Source organism: Methylomonas paludis (genome assembly GCF_018734325.1).
Classification (GTDB): domain Bacteria; phylum Pseudomonadota; class Gammaproteobacteria; order Methylococcales; family Methylomonadaceae; genus Methylomonas; species Methylomonas paludis.
The window spans coordinates 446,207-467,856 of the sequence record NZ_CP073754.1; the positions used below are offsets into that span (position 1 = coordinate 446,207).

Sequence of the window (21,650 nt, forward strand, 5' to 3'; positions counted from 1 at the left end):
ATTACGTCTTGCCGCTCGGTTAAACTTAATAAAACTCGTCACTATTGTTTACTGATACGAATTTAATAATTTAATTTTTAAGTGCTATTGGTTTACCGTTTTCGTTCGCTCTGGTATATTCACACTATCGTTTACACTGTGTTTTTCCTAAAATTAAAATAAAACTAGAGGAAGGGTTATGGCTGAGTTATTTTTTATACTGACCGTTGTTTTTGTAGCTTATGTCGTATTTGTGGTTCTAGGTGATAAAAAAAGCCCGGCAGCCAGCCATAAAGCCAGAGTGAGCAAACCTGAGCCGGCTGCGGCCTCAGTTAGTGCGACTGTGGCGGAATCAAAGCCTCAGCCGGTAAAAGCCGTGGCAGCCAAACCAGCGCGTCCAAAACCCGTTCCGGCCAATACCAAATCCGCCGAAACTGTGCTTGTTAGCGAAGCAGTCGCTCAGGATAGTCTGAAAAACCCCAAAACCGGCGAAATCAGCAAAATTCCCGGTAATTACGCTTTCGCCAAACGGTGGATAAAAGATGCACTGCTTGAAGAAGGGTTGCTGGAAAAAGTTTACAAAAACAATGAATTGACTGATGATGTCAAACTCAAAATTCAAGAAGCCTTGCAAAAATTAAAGGCAATCGACAAATATCAATAAGTAACTACCTGCAGTTTTGTAGAAACAGTTGGTGTGTCCAACTGTTTCTACAAAACGAATTATTCGTATCAGCCGCTAACACATCTGTCTCTGTTCAAGCTTACCTCCCTTCCTTGCCAACGTCGGCCGAGCTTTTCTGCCTATAGCGTTATATAATGACTATCCGCTTGACCAGCTAATTACGTGGAGTAATTAAATGAATATCCATGAATATCAGGCCAAACAGTTACTCGCCGAGTTTTCTGTACCCGTGCCTTATGGGCTAGTGGCAACCGATGCCGAACAAGCTCGTCATCATGCCCAAACTTTGGCTGGACAGGCCTGGGCCGTAAAGGCCCAAATTCATGCCGGTGCCAGAGGTAAATCCGGCGGTGTCAAAATTGCCAAATCCTTGTCGGAAGTCAGCGAATATGCCGCCGGTATGTTGGGAAAATACTTGCGTACCCAGCAAACAGATGCAGCTGGTTTGCCGGTAAATCAGGTTTTGATCGAAGAAGTATCGGCAATCAAACGCGAATTTTACCTGAGTCTGCTGGTAGATCGGGACAGCGAACGCCTGATTTTTATCGCTTCTGCAGCCGGGGGAATGGATATAGAGACAGTCGCGGCAGAAACCCCCGAACTGATCGTGCGTACCACAGTGCATCCCGCAGCCGGTTTGCAAGCCTATCATGGCCGGCAAATCGCCGCAGCCTTGGCGTTGGGCAAAGAGCAGCAGGCCCAGTTGCAAAACATCATGGTCGGCATATACCAGTTATTTGTCAGCAAACATGCCAGTCAAATTGAAATAAATCCCTTAATTGAGACGGAACAAGGCCACTTAGTAGCATTGGATGCCAAAATCAATTTTGATGATAATGCAGTGGCTGCGCATCCTGATATTGTTGCACTGCGCGATATCAGTCAGGAAGACATCAAAGAGGCAGAAGCAAAACAGTTTGATCTCAACTATGTCACCTTGGGCGGCAATATCGGCTGCATGGTCAATGGGGCTGGACTGGCGATGGCTACTATGGATATGGTTAAACTCAAAGGCGGATCACCGGCCAATTTTCTGGATGTCGGTGGCGGTACCAATAAAGACAAAGTCAAAGAAGCCTTCAAACTGATTCTGGCTGATGGTGTGGTTAAAGCCGTATTGGTCAATATTTTTGGCGGCATTGTGCATTGCGATGTTATTGCTGCCGGTATTCTGGCGGCAGTGGCAGATATGCACTTAACCGTTCCGGTGGTGGTGAGGCTGGAGGGTACCAACGCCGAGCAGGGGAGGGCCATGCTCAGCAATTCCGGCTTGGGTTTGTATGCTGCTGATGATTTAAACAGTGCAGCGGAACAGGCTGTCGCATTGGCGGAGGCCGCATGAGTATACTGATAGACGCCGATACCCGAGTGATATGTCAGGGTTTTACCGGTAAACAGGGCAGTTTTCATTCCCAGCAAGCCTTAATTTACGGCACTCGTCTGGTCGGCGGGGTTACCCCTGGTCGGGGAGGTACAACTCATCTGGATTTGCCGGTGTTTGATACCGTCAGACAAGTCGTAGCTGCAACTCAGGCCACTGCCAGCATGATTTATGTACCGCCGTTTTTGGCCGCAGATGCTATCTTAGAAGCCGTCGATGCCGGCATTGAATTGATTGTGTGCATCACCGAGGGTATCCCGGTGTTGGATATGCTTAAAGTCAAAGCCGCTATACAGGGTAGTCAATCATTACTGGTGGGGCCAAACTGTCCCGGCGTCATCACTCCCGGTCAATGTAAAATCGGCATTATGCCCGGACACATCCACACGCCCGGCAAAATCGGCATAGTGTCCCGCTCCGGGACTCTTACCTATGAGGCAGTGCATCAGACCACTCGTCAGGGTTTAGGTCAAAGTACCTGTGTCGGTATAGGCGGTGATCCGATACGCGGCATGAATTTTATCGACGTTTTAAGCCGTTTGCAGCAGGATGAACAGACCCAGGGTATCGTCATGGTGGGTGAAATCGGCGGTGGCGACGAGGAGCGCGCCGCTGAGTTTATCAAAGCCCACGTCAGCAAACCCGTGGTGGGATATATCGCCGGATTGACGGCACCGCCCGGCAAACGTATGGGTCATGCGGGTGCCATCGTCACCGGTGGTGTCGGAACCGCAGCCGGCAAAGTCGCGGCTATGCGCGCCGCTGGAGTCGTCATGGTCAGTTCACCTTCCGATATCGGTTTAGCCATGCGGGATTGCTTTACAAATTGATATGCAGATCGATATAGCCTTAGCTCAGCTTAATTTCAGCGTTGCTGATGTGTCTGGCAACACTGCCAAAATTATCGATGCAGCCCATCGGGCCAGACAGCAACAGGCTGACCTGATTGTCTTCCCGGAATTGTGTGTCAGTGGCTATCCACCGGAAGACTTACTGTTTCGTGCCGATTTTTTGCAGCAGATTGCTCAGGCTGTCCTGGAAATAGCCAGGCAAACTCAGGGTATCACCGTGGTGATCGGTTATCCAAAACGCCAGGATCATGGCCTGTACAACACGGCTGCGGTATTGGCGGATGGCGAAATTCAGCTTGAATATTATAAAAATGCTTTGCCTAACTATGGCGTGTTCGATGAACAGCGCTATTTCATTGCCGGCAGCGAACCAGCCCTGTTTACCTTAAACAATACCCGATTGGCCTTGACAATTTGTGAAGACATCTGGCGGGCCGGCATCATCGAGACCAACCGACAGGCTGGTGCTGAAATCATTTTGTCCCTGAATGCCTCGCCGTTTCATGCCGGTAAAGTCTATCAGCGCGAAGAAATTATTGGTCGGCAAATCAAAGAATCACAAATTCCTCTGGTTTATGTTAACCAGATCGGCGGGCAGGACGAATTAATTTTCGATGGAGCCTCATTTGTAGCAGATCGGGATGGTCGCATCGTGTTTCGCGCTGTGGAATTCGGCGAACAATTGAGCATCATCCGCTTTGTCGACAAGCAACCCCAGACAGCCGCCGTGGCCGAACATTACCAGCCGGTTATCAGCGAATATCGGGCTTTGGTACTCGGTATCCGCGACTATGTACGTAAAAACGGTTTCAAAGGGGCCATCCTGGGTTTATCCGGTGGCATAGATTCGGCACTGGTGCTGGCGTTGGCAGTCGATGCACTTGGCCCTGAGCAGGTTGAAGCCGTTTTGATGCCCTCGCGTTACACCCTGGATATGAGCAATGAAGATGCCCGATTGGAAGCCGAAGCTCTGGGGGTGCAGCATCACATCATACCTATCGAACCGGCGGTTCATGCCTTTAATGACATGTTGGCTCCGCTATTTACCGGCAGTAAACGTGATACCACCGAAGAAAATATCCAGGCTCGTTGTCGCGGCGTGCTATTGATGGCCCTGTCCAACAAACAGGGCAAGCTGCTGCTGACTACCGGCAACAAAAGCGAGATGAGTGTTGGTTACGCCACTTTATATGGTGATATGGCCGGCGGCTTTGCTCCGCTAAAAGATGTTTACAAATTATTGGTTTATCAACTGGCAGCCTATCGTAACAGCTTGTCAGAGGTGATACCGCCGCGTGTATTGACCAGGCCACCATCAGCCGAACTTGCCCCAGATCAAAAAGATGAAGACTCGCTGCCGCCTTATGCGGTACTGGATCCTATTCTGGAGCTCTATGTTGAACACGATTACGCTGCTGCCGACATAGTAGCATTAGGCTATCGTCTGGTTGATGTAAATCGCGCAATAGCTCTGGTGGATAGAAACGAATACAAACGCCGCCAATCGCCACCGGGTATCCGTATCACGCCCAGAGCATTTGGGCGTGATCGTCGTTACCCAATCTCTTCGGCCTATCGTGGTGTGATACCAGTCTAAATAATAAATTCCGCCCCGGCCCCGACGATTAAACTGCAAAGCAAAATTTATTGGAGTATTCAATGCCTATCATACCAACCCTAGTGCTGATCGGTGGCTTGTTGGGCTTGATCAGCAGCGCCCATGCTGCCGAAACCACCCTGACTGTGCCTCTGGATTATCAGCTGATCCGCAATGTCTTGATCAAACAGCTCTATAACCGTCCTGACACTACGGCTCGGCTATGGAAAGACGGTAAAGAATGCAGTTTTTTGGATTTGGCCGATCCGCAAATCAGCGCTGAAAATTCGCAGATAAAAATTGATAATAAAGTTCACGCTCGTATCGGTTTGTTACTGGCAGGTAAATGCATGCCAGCCATCGAATGGCGTGGTGTTTTACAAACATTTCAGCAACCCAAACTGGATGTCACCGGTGCGGTACTCAGTTTTCCGGTCAGCCGCATTACAGCTTATGATCCAGGCGGTCAGCCGCTGAATATCGGTCAGTTACAGGATGTAATCAATAAAGCCGTACAGGCGCAACTTTCGGATTTAAAAATCGATCTGAATCAGGCCCGTAATGATATTGCCAAAACTTTGCTACCATATATTAGTGCCGATGACAGTGAAACTTTGCATGATACCCTGAACAGCCTGCGTTTCAAACATGTCCAAGTTGGCGATAACGCTCTGCAAATCAAACTGGGTTTTGTCGGTTTCAAAAAGAAAAAGCAGCCGCTTCAGGCTGCCGCGTTTAGTGCCGATGAAATGCAGCAATGGCAACAACTCTGGCAAAGCTGGCAACATAGTCTGGAAAATGGTCTGAATCAGCCGGTGCTGGCGGAACAATCGGCACAGGATAAAGCCAGTTTGCGGGAAGTCTTACAAGAAGCCGGAGATGCCTTTCAGGAAGGCCTGAGCAATCCGGATAACAGCGGCCCCGACCCAGTGCGCGAGTTCTTCAAAGACTCCTGGGATAAACTGGCTCCGCTGTTGCGTAATGCCTCCAAACAACTACCCGGAACCGAAGGTTTGCAATTTATCACCCTGGTGACGGCTACTGATGTACTTTATCAGTTCGATACCATAGCCGCGCCATTGGGCTTGGAAGTATCCTCGACCGGTTTGCGTAACCTGGTCCGTGCTTATTTGTCCCATCAGCTCGGTTTGCCCAAAACCTGATTTTGAACTGGCGGCACTAAATTTGGCAATCAAGCGCTTATTTTCAGAGGTCAATGGATAGCCAAACTTGGTGCAGGCTTGCTGTTATTCCCGGCTCACGCCACGATTACGGTTGGTGATCCATTCACTCCATGAACCGGCATACAATCTCGAACCAGTCAGTCCGGCTAGCTCCATCGCCAATAAATTATGACAGCCGGTCACACCGGAACCGCACATATGTACCACCTGCTCGGGTGCAATGGTACCAATCAAGCTGAGAAACTGTTCACGTAATTGCTTAGGGGCTAAAAACCGGCCCTGTTGATTAAGATTTAACTGCAAAGGCCGGTTCAAAGCTTTAGGTACATGCCCTGCAACCGGATCAATCGGCTCCTGCCGACCGGCAAACCGTTCCGGGGTTCTGGCATCAACCAGCACTATCTTGTCGGCCGCCAAGCCGTCTTCCACTTGGTTGGCGCTTAACCATTGGCGATTATCCAGATAACTGCGGAATTGAGTTTTAACCGGTTTTGGCAAAGTCGTAGTCAAGGCCAGACCATGTTGTTGCCATTGACGTATTCCGCCATCCAGCACGGCAACCTGCTGGTGCCCCAAGCTGCGCAACAACCACCACAAACGGCCGGCAAAAGCCCCGCCGGCATCATCGTAAACTACCACCTGACTCCGGTTGCCAACCCCCCACGCCCCAAGTTTTTGTGACAGCAGCGTAAAATCAGGCAAAGGATGACGACCGGTATAGCTTTTTACCGGGGCCGACAAATCCAGATTCAGATCGGCATAGCGAGCACCGGGAATATGTCCCTGTCGGTAAGCCTTCCGGCCTGCCGTGTTGTCAGCCAGGGAAAACCGGCAGTCGATCACCACCCAGTCTTTCTGATCAAGATGCTCAGCCAAAGCCTGAGCCGAAATAATGGTTGAATAAGCCATTTCAAATCTCCAGAATAATTTTGCCAAAATGTAAATTGTTTTGCATCAACTGATGGGCCAGTTCGGCATCAGCCAATGGAAATACCGCAGCAATACAGGGTCGGATTTGGCCGGCACTTAACAAGGGCCAGACCTTGTCCAATAATTGCCGGGCGATTTTGCTCTTAAATTCCGTATCCCTATTGCGCAAAGTAGAGCCGCTGACTGTCAAACGCTTGGTCATTAGCTGCCACAGATTGATTTCTGCTTTTGCGCCATGCTGTATGGCAATTTGTACCAGTCGGCCTTCAATAGCCAGGCATTGCAGATTGCCGGGCAAATAATCGCCACCTATCATATCCAGAATCACATCCACGCCTTTGCCATTGCTCAGCTCGCGAATGGCAGAGACAAAATCCTGCTGAGAGTAGTCAATGGCCGCCGTTGCCCCCAAGGCCAGACACTTCCGGCATTTTTCTGCGCTGCCTGCAGTCACATATACCGGATTGCCAAAAGCCTTGGCCAGCAGTATCGCAGTGGTACCTATACCGCTGCCGCCGCCATGCACCAGCAGGCTTTCATCAGGCTGCAAAGCACCGCGCATGAACACATTACTCCAAACTGTAAAAAAAGTTTCAGGAATGGCTGCCGCCTCAATAAAACTGAAATGATCCGGAATCGGCAGACAGCTCAGCGCATCAGCCACACAGTATTCGGCATAGCCTCCGCCGCTGACCAGCGCGCAGACTTTATCGCCCGGCTGAAAGCCGCTGATACCAAGCCCAACTTCCTTAACCCAGCCGGCAATTTCCAGTCCCAGAATGGTGGAAGCGCCGGGTGGTGGCGGGTACACACCCTGACGTTGCAGTAGATCCGGTCGATTCACTCCGGCTGCAGCCACCTTGATCAATAATTGACCAGCCTTGACCTCAGGCCTGGCCTGTTCAGTCAATTGCAGGTGTTGTTCAGCACTGGAAGCCATGATTTCAATAGCACGCATGAATAGGTTTTTTACTATGATGACGATAAACATTATTATAGGTAGCTTTTCAGGCGAATTGGGATAAACAGCAAATGATAAAAGCAGGCATAGTGGGCGGCACCGGATATACCGGTGTGGAATTGTTGCGGATCTTACTGGTACATCCGCAAGTACAGGTCAGTGTGGTCACCTCCAGATCTGATGCCGGCCAGCGTGTCGATCATATTTATCCCAGCTTACGCGGTTATACAGAGGTGGTTTTCACCAGTCCGGATGTCCAACAACTGAGTACCTGCGATGTAGTATTTTTTGCCACCCCTAATGGTACCGCCATGACCATGGCTGCAGACTTGTTGAAAAATGGTGTCAAAGTCATCGATTTATCCGCAGATTTTCGGATAAAAGACGTGCAGGAATGGCAAAAATGGTACGGTATGGAACATGCCAGTCCGGAACTGATTGCCTCTGCCGTATACGGCTTGCCGGAAATCAACCGAGAGCAGATCAAACAAGCCAGCCTGATCGCTTGTCCCGGCTGTTATCCCACCGCAGTACAACTGGGGTTTTTACCATTATTGGAAAATGCCGCAGTAGACAGTAGCCAACTGATAGCTGACGTCAAATCCGGTGTCAGCGGAGCAGGGCGCAAAGCTGAACTGGCCAGTCTGATGAGCGAAGCCGGCGAAAGCTTTAAAGCTTACGCAGTCGCCGGCCATCGGCATTTGCCGGAAATTCGCCAGGGCTTGGCCAATATCGTCGGCCAGCCGGTAGGATTGACTTTCGTACCGCATTTAACCCCCATGATTCGGGGTATCCATGCTACCCTGTATGCGCGCCTCAGCAAGTCCATCGATTTGCAGAGCCTTTATCAACAGCGCTATCAGCACGAGGCTTTTGTCGATGTGCTACCGGCGGGCAGTCACGCCGACACCCGAAATGTGCGCGGCAGCAATCGCTGCCAGATTGCTGTTCACCAGCCCCAGGGCGGTGATACGGTCGTGATATTGTCAGTGATAGACAATCTGGTCAAAGGCGCTTCCGGGCAGGCGGTACAAGCCATGAACCTGCTGTTCGATTTGCCGGAAACCGTGGGTTTGCAGCAAGTGGCGCTCTATCCTTAATCCCTTAAATGGATTTCTTCGCATCATACACAGCATAATTTTAGAGCTTTAATGGGCACACTGGAAAACTTCGAACAACTGCCGCTGAAAGATTTCAGCGAAAAAGCCTATTTGGATTACTCCATGTACGTGATTCTGGATCGGGCCTTGCCGCATATCGGCGATGGCTTGAAACCGGTACAGCGTCGTATCGTTTACGCCATGTCGGAACTGGGCTTAACCGCACTGGCCAAATATAAAAAATCTGCCCGTACCGTCGGTGATGTACTGGGTAAATACCATCCGCACGGCGATTCAGCCTGCTATGAAGCCATGGTGCTGATGGCCCAGGACTTTTCCTATCGCTATCCCCTGATTGACGGCCAGGGTAACTGGGGTTCACCGGATGATCCCAAATCGTTTGCCGCCATGCGGTATACCGAATCACGGCTGACCGCCTATGCCCAAACCTTGCTCAGTGAGCTGGAGCAGGGTACGGTGGATTGGACGGATAATTTTGACGGTACCTTGCAGGAACCCTCCATCTTGCCCGCGCGCCTGCCTAATGTACTGTTAAACGGTACCATGGGTATTGCCGTGGGCATGGCCACCGATATTCCGCCACACAATCTGCGTGAAGTAGCCAATGCCTGCCTGCAATTACTGGATCAGCCGGACAGTACTTTGGAAAGCTTGCTGGCGCATGTCAAAGGCCCAGACTATCCCACCGATGCTGAAATCATAACTTCAGGCACTGATCTGCAAAAACTTTATCAGTCTGGAAACGGTTCGGTAAAAATGCGCGCCAAATACGAGCTGGAAGATGGCAATATCGTCATCACCGCCTTGCCGCATCAGGTTTCCGGAGCCAAACTGCTGGAACAGATCGCCGCGCAGATGCTGGCCAAAAAACTGCCGATGCTGGAAGACTTGCGCGACGAATCCGATCATGAAAATCCGACCCGCTTGCTGATTATCCCCAAATCAAAACGTCTGGACGTGGAAGCGCTGATGTCGCATTTATTCGCGACAACCGATTTGGAGAAAAGTTACCGGGTCAATTTGAACATGATAGGCTTGAATGGCAAGCCGCAGGTGAAAAATCTGAAGCAGATCCTCTCCGAATGGCTGACTTTTCGTACCACTACCGTGCGCCGGCGCTTACAGCATCGCTTGGATAAAGTGCTGGCTCGACTACATATTCTGGAAGGCTTATTAATTGCGTATCTGAATATTGACGAAGTCATCGCTATCATTCGTTATGAGGAACATCCCAAAGCCGAATTGATATCCCGGTTTGGCCTAAGCGATATTCAGGCCGAAGCCATCCTGGAACTCAAGCTGCGTCATTTGGCCAAGCTGGAAGAAATGAAAATACGCGGCGAGCAAGACCAACTGGAACAAGAACGTCAGGCTTTGGAAAAAACCCTGGGTTCCGCACAATTATTAAACCGGTTGATCCGTACAGAAATTGAACGAGATGCGGAAAAATACGGCGATAAACGCCGTTCGCCTATAGTTGAGCGCGGTGCAGCTCAGGCATTGGATACCACCGAATTGATAGCCAATGAGCCTGTGACGGTGATTTTGTCGCAAAAAGGCTGGATACGCGCTGCCAAAGGCTATGACATCGACGTGGCCAGCCTCAGTTACCGAGCAGGCGATGCCTATCTGGCATCTGCGCGCGGTCGCACCACTCAGCCTGCGTATTTGCTGGATGACACTGGTCGTGTTTACACCATCAATAGTCACGATCTGCCGTCGGCACGCAGCCAGGGTGAACCCTTGACCGGTCGCCTGAATCCACCGCCGGGCAGCCAGTTTGTAGACGTATTTGCCGGACAGACCGAGGACTGGTTGTTATTGTACAGCAGCGCCGGCTATGGCTTTAGGGTGCAATTACAGGATTTATCCAGCAAAAATAAAGCCGGTAAAGTCGTGCTGACCTTGCCTGATGCCGGCAAAGCCATGTCGCCGGTATTGATTCCGGCCAAAGATGAGCTTCTGGCGGTGGCCACCTTACAAGGCCGTTTACTTATTTTTCCGGCTCAGGAACTACCGGAACTGGTAAAAGGTAAAGGAAATAAACTGATCAATATCCATACCGTCGATCTGGCCTCAGGTCAGGATGCGGTGGTAGCTGTCACCGCAATGGCGGCAGACAGCGAATTGAAAATTTTGTCGGGTAAACGCCATTTTCTGCTGAAGGGAGCGGATGTCCAGCAATACACCGGCAATCGCGCCAATCGTGGTAATTTGTTACCGCGCGGATTTCAAAAAGTTGACGGACTGGAATGTACCAGAAAATAAGTTTGTTATTGAACCAAAGCATAGCCGATACGGTATAACAAGCAAAACTGGATTTTTTAACTGAATAGGAGGGGAGCAATGCACAAACATTTACAGTTGGTCAGAGAGTTTCATCAACAATATGGCGTGGCCCAGGCGGAGTTTTCCGAATCGGTGCATTTGGCCGATATGGACGTGGTTAGACGCCAGGCCTTGTTACTGGCTTGCGGCAGCGAGACCTGCAATGCTATCGCTGAAGGTGATTTGTTAAAAATTCTGGCCGGATTGATCGATCTGGCTTATAACGCCGTGGCAGCCATTGCATGTCGTGGTGATGATATAGCCTCGGTATCGGCTAACTGGCGGCAGGACGGTTCGGTATTAACCGTTGTCCGCCAACTGTCCGATAAAATCAATGCCTGCACTTCCGGAGAGACCGTGCATTATTCGGGGCTTTACGCCTTGTGCGAACAATTGACTCGTGGTTTTGTCAACGCCGACTTTGATCAGGCCTTCCGTCTGGTACATCAACATTTAATTGGCCAAACCTCCGGGTCCGGTTCTGCCCATCTGCCCGATTTAAGCGTAGCGCTTTACGAATAAGGTTGGCGGCATGACTCAGCAAAACTACCGACTGGGATTCATCGGCATAGGTCTGATGGGTAAACCATTGTGCCTGCGTTTGCTGGCGGCTGGTTTTTCGGTACTTGTCTGGAACCGCAGTCCAGATAAACTGGCCGAAGTGTTGGCGGCCGGCGCCAGTCAGAGCAGCAGCATTGCCGAACTGGTGCAGGCCGTGGATGTAGTGATCTTGTGTCTGGCTGATACCGCCGCAGTTGAAGCAGTGGTGATACCACATGTTTTGACTCAAGCCAGTGCTGATAAATTACTGATCGACTTATCCAGCATTCACCCGCAAACCACCCGGCAACTGGCCGACCGGCTACAAACCGAGGCCGGCATGGCTTGGGTAGATGCCCCGGTATCCGGCGGTACCGTCGGCGCTGAACAGGGTAATCTGGCCATTATGGCCGGCGGTGCCGAGGTTAATGTCGCTGTAGCCCGCGAAGTATTGCGGCCTCTGTATCGGCAACTTACCCACATGGGGGGGGTGGGCAGCGGCCAGATCACCAAAATTTGCAATCAAATGATCGTCAGTTGCAATGTATTGGTGATTGCGGAAATGATGGCGTTGGCTAAACAGGCCGGTGTCGAGCTGAGCCAGATCCCATTGGCGCTGGCCGGCGGTTTTGCTGATTCCCGCCCTTTGCAGATTGTCGGCCCGGAAATGGCCGAAAACCGTTTCGAACCGGTAAAATGGCGGGTCAAGACCCTGCTTAAAGACTTAAACATGGCTGCCGACCTGTCGGCTAGTCTCGGCAGTGCCGTGCCCATGTCAGGTTTGGCCGCGCAATTACTGCAATTGCATGGCAATCGCGGCTATCTGGAACAGGATCCCTCCACCCTGCTCAAGCTGTACAGTCAAAACTGATGTTACGTTTCAGCGCCAATCTCAGTCTGTTGTTTAGCGAATATCCCTGGCCACAACGTTTTCAGGTGGCCAGCCGCCAGGGATTCAAAGCCGTGGAAATTCAGTTTCCCTATCAGTTGCCGGCGCAACAATTACAGGCTTTATTGCAGGAAAATGCTTTACAGTTGATTTTGTTTAATGTGGCGGCCGACACCCTGCTGGAAGGTGGTGAAGGGCTGGCGGCAGTACCGGAAAAACAGCTGCAATTTAAAGCAGCGGTCAATCAGGCAATCGCCTATGCCGAACTTTTAAAACCGCAAATGATCAATGTGCTGCCGGGACGCTGTTTGCAGTCGGAACGCTATGACGAATATCTGGACACCTTTAAAAATAATCTGCGCTATGCCGCAGATGCTTTTGCAGAACTGGGCATACGCACCGTGTTTGAAGCTATTAACTGTTATGACATGCCGGGGTTTATTATTGACAGCAGCAGCCAGATGCTGGATATACTGACCGAACTCAACCACCCGACTTTAGCCATGCAGTACGATATATACCACATGCAGCGCATGGGCGAAGATAGCCGGATATTTTTGCAGCAACAAATTACCAGTATCGGTCATATCCAGTTCGCCGATCATCCTGGCCGGGGTCAGCCCGGTAGCGGAGCTATTGACTTTAACAGCTTGTTCGCTATTATCGCGGCATCGCCTTATCAGGGCTGGGTAGGTGCCGAATATCGGCCTACCGGCTCCAGTGCGGCCAGTCTGGATTGGTTTAAGCAAACATATTGCTGAAGCTCCCACCACTATAATCGATAGGTTTTTTTGCCAAGGTGCTAATCATGTCTAGCCATAATTTTACCCTACATCATGCCAGCCTGATCGTGGCCGATACCGAGAAATCCTTAAAGTTCTACCGGGACGTGCTGGGTATGCAGCCCATAGAACGCCCCAATCTGGGGTTTCCTGGAGCCTGGCTGGCCATAGGCCAGCAGCAGATTCATTTACTGGAACTTAATAACCCTGATCCAATCAGTGGTCGGCCTGTACATGGTGGCAGAGACCGCCATGTGGCCATGCACGTCAACTCTATTGCCGCTCTGCGGGAGGATCTGGATAAAGCCAGGCTAACTTATACCCTAAGCATTTCCGGTCGCAAAGCCCTGTTTTGCCGGGACTTGGATGGTAATGCCCTGGAATTTATCGAGCGCCCCAACTGAGGCAAAATGCCGGGTCGTCTAGTTTACAGCATACTGGCAATAGCTACCGCAGCTATGCTGCTGTTTTTGAGTGGTTTTGTCTGTTTCAAATTAGGCTTAAGCTCCTTGGCCTCCAGCTTCAACTGGTTGGCCGATCTTACTATGCTGCTGGCATTCACCCTGTTATTATTGCTGGGTGTTGCCGCCTTGTTTGCCGGGATCGGGCGGGAACTGCGCGCTTATTTTTGTCAGGAAGCCGTTGCCCTGCGCAAAGTGCTGGCCACGCACAGCCAAAAAATCCAGCTGGCCCAGCGTAAAATACCGGAAACCAGTCAGATTCGCTATTTCAGTCGCTTGAAACGGCAACGGCTGCTGCTGGCGGATAACCGCAGACAAATGCGGACTTTGTACCGATCCATAGACCAGGAATTACAGATGGCGAAACCCCGCTTGTCGGCTCAGCGTTACAAAGACCTGCATAAGGCTTTGCGCCAACATCATAAACAGGCTGATGCCCAGGCCATGCTGGCCTTACGGGAGCAGATATCATGACCTTTATTCGCCATCATCTGACCGGTATACTCGGCTTCTTGCGACAAAATCGCGATGAACATTTGCATTGGCAACTCGACAGGCAGGCCGAAATTGCTGAGTTACGTCAGACTCAAGCCCTGGCCGAACAAGCCCTGGCCGCCCAGCTCAGCAAACAGGCCGAGCAATTAGCGCACGAACTGGCGGTCAGCAAAACCCGACACCAAAACGAATTGGCGATGGTGAAAATTCAGTGTAAACAGGATTTAAAAGATTACCAGGAATACTTGCAAGCTCTGGACAGACTTAAGTCTTCGCTGCGCAACAGCTATGTCCACTTGCCGGAAGCCGTAGCATTTACCATCCACCACCACGCCAAGCAATTATTGAACAAAATGTGGGAGGAACGCCAACCCGAAGAGAAACTTAAGACCGAAATGCAGTTGCTGCAATTTATGTCCGCCGTGCATGAAGACAGTCAGGCCTGTTTGCAGGGTAACGGCACTCAGACCATGCCGCAAAAGGCCCTGGCCTGTATCGACGCCGATCAGCGGACTCAAATAGGTTGAAAATAGCCTTCTATGGCTTTGATGAGTTTTTTATTCAGAGCAAACATCACCACATGATCGCCTTCGGCAAACACGGTATCGTGATGTACGGGTATCACCTCTTTTTCGCGGATTAACGCACCCAGAATCACCCCGTCAGGCAAATTGACCTGGTCTACCCGTAAACCGACCACCGATGTAGAGTTTTTACTGCGATGGGCAATTGCCTCAATTGCTTCGGCGCTGCCGCCACATACCGAACTAACCCCCACCACATCACCTTTTCTGACATGTTTGAGTATACTGCCCAGCGTTTCCAGTTTGGGCTGTATGGCCAGATCAATATCAGACCCATCCAGCAATTTCAGATAAGAATTATTGTTGACCAGACAAATAGCCCGTTTCGCACCTAGTTTTTTCGCCAGACCCGCTGAAATCAAATTAATACCGTCATTATTGGTAATCGCACAAAACAAATCGATGTTTTCAATCATCTCCTCCTGCAACAGCGATTCATCAGTACAATCGCCGTGCAAAACCAGGGTATGGCGTAAATCATTGGCAATATCTTTGGCCCGATTCTGATCCTGCTCTATCACCTTAACGTAATAATTTTTTTCCAGGGCAATGGCCAGGCGTTTGCCGACATGACCGCCGCCGGCTATCATCACGGTTTTAATCGGTGCTTCCAGTTTGTGCAGACCGATCAGCGTCTTGCGTACCTTGTCACGCGGGCAGACAAAAAACACCTCATCGCCGGTAGCAATCACCGCTTCACCGTTAACCGGAATAGTAACGCCGTCTCTAAAAATGGCCGCCACCCGGATCATATCGTCAGCCAGTTTTTCCTTGACGGCATGAATTCGTTTACCGGTTAGAAAGCCAGTAGCAACCACCCGGATGGAAAACAGCCTGATCAAACCATCGGCAAATTCCGAGACATGCAAGGCACCGGGAAACTTGACTAAATTATGTAAAGATTCGGTGATAATCTGTTCTGGACTGATGACAATATCGATACCGCCCGGCTCAAACAACTGAGGATGGTTGAGGAAATCGATGTCGCGTACCCGGGCAATGGTTTTAGGTTTGCTGTACAGCGTGTTGATCACATGACAGGCCAGCATATTGGTTTCATCACGGTCAGTAACCGCAATCACCATATCCGCATGTTTAATGCCGGCTTGTTCAAGAACCGAGGGGTGGGTGGCATTGCCTTCTATCGTGGCAATGTCCAATTGAGCTTTTAGAGCTGTGAGCAGTTGCGGTTTTAAATCGATAACAACAATATCATTTTCTTCGCTGGCCAGAGCGCCGGCCACAGAAGAACCGGTAACACCGGCGCCAAGAATCACAATTTTCATAAAAACTCAGGTAGAGGATAAGGTTTTAATATGGTGTAAACCTTTAAACTTGCTAAGTATCAAGTTACCGAATTATACGCCGATAACCGGTCTTGTCCACGTCAATTCTGGTTTTGCGCAATTTAGCGGCAAGCAATTTGTAGATGATTAGGCTTGATTTCTGGTGAAACACCCCTCATAGCGTTTATAATCTTATGGTTTGTAATTCACTCTCACACTGGAAGTATCATGCTGGGTAAGCTGGTTAAAATGGTTGTTGGCAGCCGCAATGAAAGGCTGGTCAAGAAAAAACGCAAATTGGTCAAAAAAGTTAATGTCTTGGCGGCTGAATATGAAAAGTTGTCGGACGAAGCTTTAAAGGCTAAAACTGAGTATTTTCGAGATCGTCTGGCGCAGGGAACGAAACTCGATGATCTTTTGCCTGAGGCTTTTGCTGCCGTTAGAGAAGCGTCCACCCGAGTATTCGGGATGCGGCATTTCGATGTGCAATTGATAGGCGGTATGGTATTGCACAGCGGCAAGATCGCCGAAATGAAAACCGGCGAGGGTAAAACCCTGATGGCCACGCTGGCAGCTTATTTAAATGCCTTGCCGGGTCGCGGTGTGCATGTAGTTACCGTCAACGATTATCTGGCGCGGCGTGATGCGGAATGGATGGGCAGACTGTATGGCTTTCTAGGCTTGACTACCGGCGTCATTGTTAGTGACTTAACGCATGAAGAACGCAAAGCCGCGTATGCAGCCGATATTACCTATGGCACGAATAACGAATTTGGTTTTGATTATCTGCGCGATAATATGGCCTTCAATCTGGAGCAAAAAGTTCAGCGTGACCTGTATTTTGCTGTTGTCGACGAGGTGGACTCCATCCTCATTGACGAAGCCAGAACACCATTGATCATCTCCGGTCAGGCTGAAGGCAGTACTGAAATTTATCTGAAAACCAACCAGATCATCCCGTTCCTGACCAAACAGGAAAAATCCCCGGATCCTGAACAACAAGAACAAATGCCCGGTGATTATGCAGTTGATGAAAAAACTCGGCAAATTCACCTCACTGAAGAGGGTTACGAGCGGGTCGAACAGCTTTTGGCCGAACACGGCCTGATTGCCAATGGCTCTTCACTGTACGATGCCGCCAATATTCGATTGATGCATTATCTGAATGCCTCGTTACGCGCCCACATCCTGTTTCAGAAAGATGTCGATTATGTAGTGCACAATAACCAGATCGTCATTGTTGACGAATTTACCGGTCGGATGATGTCCGGTAGACGCTGGTCGGAAGGCCTGCATCAAGCCGTGGAAGCCAAGGAAAACGTGCCGATTCAAAATGAGAATCAAACTCTGGCATCAATAACCTTCCAAAATTATTTCCGCCTGTATAACAAACTGTCCGGTATGACCGGTACAGCCGATACCGAAGCTTTCGAACTGAATAAAATCTATGGCCTGGAAGTTGTCGTTATCCCCACACACCGACCCATGATCCGCAAAGATTTTGGTGATGTGGTGTATCTGTCGGCCCGCGAAAAATATAATGCCGTCATCGAAGATATCAAAGACTGCGTCAAACGCGGTCAGCCGGTATTGGTGGGTACCACCTCCATCGAAAATTCCGAACTGATTTCCGGACTGCTGAAAAAGCAGGGTATCCGGCACGAAGTACTGAACGCCAAACAACATGAACGCGAAGCGCATATCATCGAACTGGCCGGTATGCCGGGTGCAGTTACCATCGCCACTAATATGGCTGGCCGTGGTACCGATATCGTGCTGGGTGGTAATTTAAATGCTGAATTGGCCGCACTGGGTGAAAATGCCAGTCCTGCCGAGCAGGAACTGGTGCGCGGTGCCTGGCTGGACCGGCATGAAAAAGTGCTGGCCAGCGGCGGCTTGCATGTCATCGGTTCTGAACGCCATGAATCCCGCCGTATCGACAACCAGTTACGTGGCCGTTCCGGGCGCCAGGGCGACCCAGGTTCCTCACGCTTTTACCTGGCATTGGAAGACGACTTGATGCGGATTTTTGCTTCAGACCGGGTCGCGTCTTTAATGCAAAAACTGGGTATGCAGGAAGGTGAGGCCATAGAGCATCCCTGGGTAACCCGCTCAATAGAAAGCGCACAACGCAAAGTGGAAGGCCGTAACTTCGATATCCGCAAGGAAATCCTGGCCTATGACGATGTTGCCAATGATCAGCGCAAAGTTATCTACTCGCAACGTAATGAACTGATGGAAGCTGATAATATCAGTGATATTATTTCTGCGATACGGGCCGATGTCCTCAATGATGTCATCGCGCGCTATATTCCACCAAAAACCATGCAAGAGCAATGGGATATAGTCGGATTGGAAGCGCATCTGCACCAGGAGTTCAATCTGCATCTGCCCTTAGTTGCGTTAATGGCTGAAGATATTACCCTGAACGAGCCCAAATTGCGCCAACTGATTCTCGACAAAGCCGAGCAGGATAGCCGCGACAAGGCAGAAGCAGTTAGTGAAGAAGTGTTAAGAAGCTTTGAAAAATCCGTTATGCTGCAAGTGCTGGATAACAGCTGGAAAGAACATTTGGCAGCTATGGATCAACTGCGTCAGGGCATTCATTTCCGTGGCTATGCTCAGAAAGATCCTAAACAGGAATATAAGCGCGAAGCGTTTACCATGTTTACTGATTTATTGAATCATATCAAAACCGAAGTGGTAAATATTCTCAGCAAAGTGCAGGTTACCCGCGAAGAAGATGTCAAAGCCATCGACGAACAGCGCCAAGCTCCGCAGGAAATGCATTTTGAACATGCCGAAGCGCATTCTGCCTTTGAAACAGAGCCGCAAGCTATCGCAGAGGAGCCACTGGCAACGGATCAACCCTTTGTTAGAAACAGTCAAAAAATTGGCCGTAACGATGCTTGTCCATGTGGCTCCGGGAAAAAATACAAACAGTGTCACGGCAAGCTGGTGGAATAATTAGCTTGCTTGGTGATAATTGGCAGGTGATTTTAGCGTCCTGAACTATCAGGGCTTAAAGGCCCAGGAAAACCGTTAGGGTTTTCCTGGTGCGACCATAAAAATCAAGGAGTGTAAGCTCATGCCTAACAGAGTATTTCGCAAAAGCAATCCAAAGTCCGACATTACCAAATTACCTAAACTCGGCCTGGAAAAAAAGAATTTCATCGCCGATTTTAAACATTACTACAGCCATCGCTTAGGCCGCGACGAACATTGCCGTTCCCCGCATTATGCCTACGAAGCCTTATCACTGGCCATCAGTGACCGACTGGTCGAACGCTGGAAAACCACCTATAACACCTATAAAGACCAGGATTGCAAACGCGCCTGTTATCTGTCTATGGAGTTTCTGATAGGTCGCTCCTTAAGCAATGCCATGCTGAATCTGGGCGTGGATGATGTGGTTAATCAGGCCCTGTATGATTTGGGGCTGGAAGCAGAAGAACTGCTGGACAGCGAAGTGGATGCCGGTCTGGGTAACGGTGGCTTGGGCCGCTTGGCCGCCTGCTTCATCGACAGTTGTGCCACCTTGCGATTGCCGGTTACCGGTTATGGCTTGCGCTATGAATACGGTATGTTCACCCAACAAATCCAGAATGGCGAACAAGTCGAACTCCCCGATCACTGGCTGCGCATGGGCAATATCTGGGAAATTGAACGGCCGGAATATCTGGCCAGAGTCAAATTCGGCGGCCATACTCAGACCCATATCGATGAAAAAGGCCAGAAACGCGTCGTGTGGCTGGATACCCATGATGTGCTGGCTATGCCTTATGACACCCCAGTGCCCGGTTATAAAAACGGTACAGTCAATACTTTGCGCTTATGGAAAGCTGTCGCCACCGAAGAATTTAATCTGCAAGAGTTCAATGCCGGTGACTATGCCGAAGCGGTTGCCCAAAAGAATACCGCCGAAAACATCACCATGGTGCTGTATCCCAATGATGCCAATGAAAACGGCAAGGCCTTGCGTTTACAGCAACAATATCTGCTGGCCTCGGCCAGTTTGCAGGATGTGCTGGCCAACTGGGTAGGCCGGCATGGGAAAGACTTCAGCAAATTTGCCGAAAAAAACTGTTTTCAGCTCAACGACACCCATCCCAGTATCGCCGTTGCCGAATTAATGCGCCTGCTAATCGACATTCACGGTCTGTCCTGGAAAGAGGCCTGGCAGATTACCAGTCATACCATGGCTTATACCAATCACACCCTGTTACCGGAAGCGTTGGAAAAGTGGTCGGTAAGCTTGATGCAAACTTTGCTGCCACGTTTGATGGAAATCATTTTTGATATCAATGCCTATTTTCTGAGAGAAGTCTCGGCGCATTGGCCGGGTGATGGCGAGCGTCTGGCACGCATGTCCATTATCGAAGAAGGCTACGAGAAAAAGGTCCGCATGGCTTATCTGGCCATAGTCGGTAGCTACTCGGTCAATGGCGTGGCGGAACTGCATTCTAAATTGTTGCAGGAAGGCTTGTTCAAAGATTTTTATGAACTCTGGCCAGGCAAGTTCAATAACAAAACCAATGGCGTTACACCCAGACGCTGGCTGGCCGCCTGTAATCCCGATCTGGCCAAGTTGATTACCGAAACCATAGGTGATGCCTGGATTACCAATCTGGCCGAACTGGAAAAACTCAAGCCATATGCTGATGATCCCGAATTTCGACAAAAATGGCATGCATTAAAGCAGGCCAGTAAACAGCGTTTGGTGGAATACAAAAAAGAAGAAGTAAACGCCAATATCAATGTCAACGCCATCTTCGATGTCCAGGTTAAACGCATACATGAATACAAACGCCAGATTTTGAATGTATTGCATGTGATTTATCTGTACGACCGCATCAAACGTGGTGATACCCAAAACTGGGTAGCGCGTTGTGTGCTGATCGGCGGTAAAGCTGCGCCCGGTTACGTAATGGCCAAAAAAATCATTAAATTGATTAATAACGTCGCCAATGTCATTAACAACGATCCGGCGGTGGGCGATAAGCTCAGCCTGATATTTCTGCCCAACTACCGGGTAACCGCAATGGAAAAAATCTGTCCGGGTACGGATTTGTCCGAACAGATATCCACAGCCGGTAAAGAAGCCTCCGGCACCGGCAATATGAAATTGATGATGAATGGCGCTTTAACCATAGGCACACTGGATGGCGCGAATATTGAAATTCGTGAAGAAGTAGGTGAGGAAAATTTCTTTTTATTCGGTTTAACCGAAACCGAAGTCGAAGCCATGCGCCCGCATTACGATCCGCAGGCCTATATCAATCAGGATAGTGACTTGCAATCGGTAATGCACTTACTGGAATGTGGTCACTTCAACCAGTTTGAACCCGGCATTTTTGATGACATCATCGCCTCCATCAAAAGTCCGTACGATCCGTGGATGACCATAGCCGATTTTCGCAGTTATATCGAAGCCCAAAAACGTGTGGAACAGGCCTATCGAGATCAGGATCACTGGATCAAAATGAGCATCCTCAATACAGCGGCCAGCGGCAAATTTTCAACTGACCGCACTATCAGCGAATACAACCGCGATATCTGGAAACTCACACCGGTTGATGTTGAGAGCAAATAATCA

At 49.9% G+C, this 21,650-nt stretch carries 18 protein-coding genes; 15 read left to right on the top strand and 3 right to left on the bottom strand.

The features are described 5' to 3' along the window. Window positions 1-178 precede the first annotated feature (178 nt). The 5 genes from KEF85_RS02120 (at window position 179) to KEF85_RS02140 (ending at window position 5,656) form a co-directional block, all read left to right on the top strand. On the top strand, window positions 179-643 hold the full coding sequence (locus KEF85_RS02120) for a hypothetical protein (RefSeq protein WP_215583102.1): 465 nt from the start codon (window positions 179-181) through the stop codon (window positions 641-643). A 196-nt stretch (window positions 644-839) separates the two neighbouring features. Then, a complete protein-coding gene (gene sucC, locus KEF85_RS02125) occupies window positions 840-2,006 on the top strand; it encodes an ADP-forming succinate--CoA ligase subunit beta (RefSeq protein ID WP_215583103.1) in 1,167 nt (388 codons plus the stop codon). Continuing rightward, entirely contained in the window at window positions 2,003-2,875 is an 873-nt protein-coding gene (gene sucD, locus KEF85_RS02130; protein ID WP_215583104.1) for a succinate--CoA ligase subunit alpha, read from the top strand. The genes sucC and sucD overlap by 4 nt, the downstream gene beginning before the upstream one ends. A gap of 1 nt (window position 2,876) precedes the next feature. Beyond that, a complete protein-coding gene (locus KEF85_RS02135) occupies window positions 2,877-4,493 on the top strand; it encodes an NAD+ synthase (RefSeq protein WP_215583105.1) in 1,617 nt (538 codons plus the stop codon). A gap of 62 nt (window positions 4,494-4,555) precedes the next feature. Further along, on the top strand, window positions 4,556-5,656 hold the full coding sequence (locus KEF85_RS02140) for a hypothetical protein (RefSeq protein ID WP_215583106.1): 1,101 nt from the start codon (window positions 4,556-4,558) through the stop codon (window positions 5,654-5,656). An 84-nt stretch (window positions 5,657-5,740) separates the two neighbouring features. On the opposite strand, the gene KEF85_RS02145 is transcribed toward KEF85_RS02140, so the two are convergent. Then, on the bottom strand, window positions 5,741-6,586 hold the full coding sequence (locus KEF85_RS02145) for a sulfurtransferase (protein WP_215583107.1): 846 nt from the start codon (window positions 6,584-6,586) through the stop codon (window positions 5,741-5,743). A gap of 1 nt (window position 6,587) precedes the next feature. Then, the gene (locus tag KEF85_RS02150; RefSeq protein ID WP_215583108.1) at window positions 6,588-7,565 is read right to left on the bottom strand and encodes an NAD(P)H-quinone oxidoreductase; all 978 of its coding nucleotides are present in this window, start codon (window positions 7,563-7,565) and stop codon (window positions 6,588-6,590) included. Window positions 7,566-7,639: 74 nt separating this feature from the next. Between KEF85_RS02150 and argC the strand changes: the two genes are divergently transcribed. From argC to KEF85_RS02190, 8 genes are all read left to right on the top strand, one after another. Beyond that, on the top strand, window positions 7,640-8,668 hold the full coding sequence (gene argC / locus KEF85_RS02155; protein WP_215583109.1) for an N-acetyl-gamma-glutamyl-phosphate reductase: 1,029 nt from the start codon (window positions 7,640-7,642) through the stop codon (window positions 8,666-8,668). A gap of 51 nt (window positions 8,669-8,719) precedes the next feature. Then, window positions 8,720-10,957 (top strand): DNA topoisomerase IV subunit A, encoded by a 2,238-nt coding sequence (gene parC, locus KEF85_RS02160; protein ID WP_215583110.1) that lies wholly within the window; start codon window positions 8,720-8,722, stop codon window positions 10,955-10,957. 78 nt (window positions 10,958-11,035) lie between these two features. Next, window positions 11,036-11,539, top strand: a complete 504-nt coding sequence (locus KEF85_RS02165) for a nucleoside triphosphate pyrophosphohydrolase family protein (protein ID WP_215583111.1) — start codon at window positions 11,036-11,038, stop codon at window positions 11,537-11,539. A gap of 10 nt (window positions 11,540-11,549) precedes the next feature. After that, window positions 11,550-12,428 carry an NAD(P)-dependent oxidoreductase gene (locus KEF85_RS02170; protein WP_215583112.1) on the top strand — a complete coding sequence of 293 codons (879 nt, stop codon included), beginning with the start codon at window positions 11,550-11,552 and terminating at the stop codon, window positions 12,426-12,428. Further along, window positions 12,428-13,207, top strand: coding sequence for a hydroxypyruvate isomerase family protein (locus tag KEF85_RS02175; RefSeq protein WP_215583113.1), 780 nt, complete (start codon window positions 12,428-12,430; stop codon window positions 13,205-13,207). The genes KEF85_RS02170 and KEF85_RS02175 overlap by 1 nt, the downstream gene beginning before the upstream one ends. 47 nt (window positions 13,208-13,254) lie before the next feature. Beyond that, window positions 13,255-13,632 (top strand): VOC family protein, encoded by a 378-nt coding sequence (locus KEF85_RS02180; RefSeq protein WP_215583114.1) that lies wholly within the window; start codon window positions 13,255-13,257, stop codon window positions 13,630-13,632. 6 nt (window positions 13,633-13,638) lie between these two features. Next, the gene (locus KEF85_RS02185) at window positions 13,639-14,163 is read left to right on the top strand and encodes a hypothetical protein (RefSeq protein WP_215583115.1); all 525 of its coding nucleotides are present in this window, start codon (window positions 13,639-13,641) and stop codon (window positions 14,161-14,163) included. Continuing rightward, a complete protein-coding gene (locus KEF85_RS02190) occupies window positions 14,160-14,711 on the top strand; it encodes a hypothetical protein (protein WP_215583116.1) in 552 nt (183 codons plus the stop codon). The genes KEF85_RS02185 and KEF85_RS02190 overlap by 4 nt, the downstream gene beginning before the upstream one ends. On the opposite strand, the gene trkA is transcribed toward KEF85_RS02190, so the two are convergent. Continuing rightward, window positions 14,699-16,054, bottom strand: a complete 1,356-nt coding sequence (gene trkA / locus KEF85_RS02195) for a Trk system potassium transporter TrkA (protein WP_215583117.1) — start codon at window positions 16,052-16,054, stop codon at window positions 14,699-14,701. The genes KEF85_RS02190 and trkA overlap by 13 nt on opposite strands. Window positions 16,055-16,282: 228 nt before the next feature. Between trkA and secA the strand changes: the two genes are divergently transcribed. Both secA and KEF85_RS02205 read left to right on the top strand, forming a co-directional pair. Continuing rightward, complete coding sequence (secA, locus tag KEF85_RS02200) at window positions 16,283-19,021, top strand: preprotein translocase subunit SecA (protein WP_215583118.1); 2,739 nt, start codon at window positions 16,283-16,285, stop codon at window positions 19,019-19,021. Window positions 19,022-19,142: 121 nt separating this feature from the next. Next, window positions 19,143-21,647 carry a glycogen/starch/alpha-glucan phosphorylase gene (locus KEF85_RS02205; protein ID WP_215583119.1) on the top strand — a complete coding sequence of 835 codons (2,505 nt, stop codon included), beginning with the start codon at window positions 19,143-19,145 and terminating at the stop codon, window positions 21,645-21,647. Window positions 21,648-21,650: the final 3 nt, after the last annotated feature.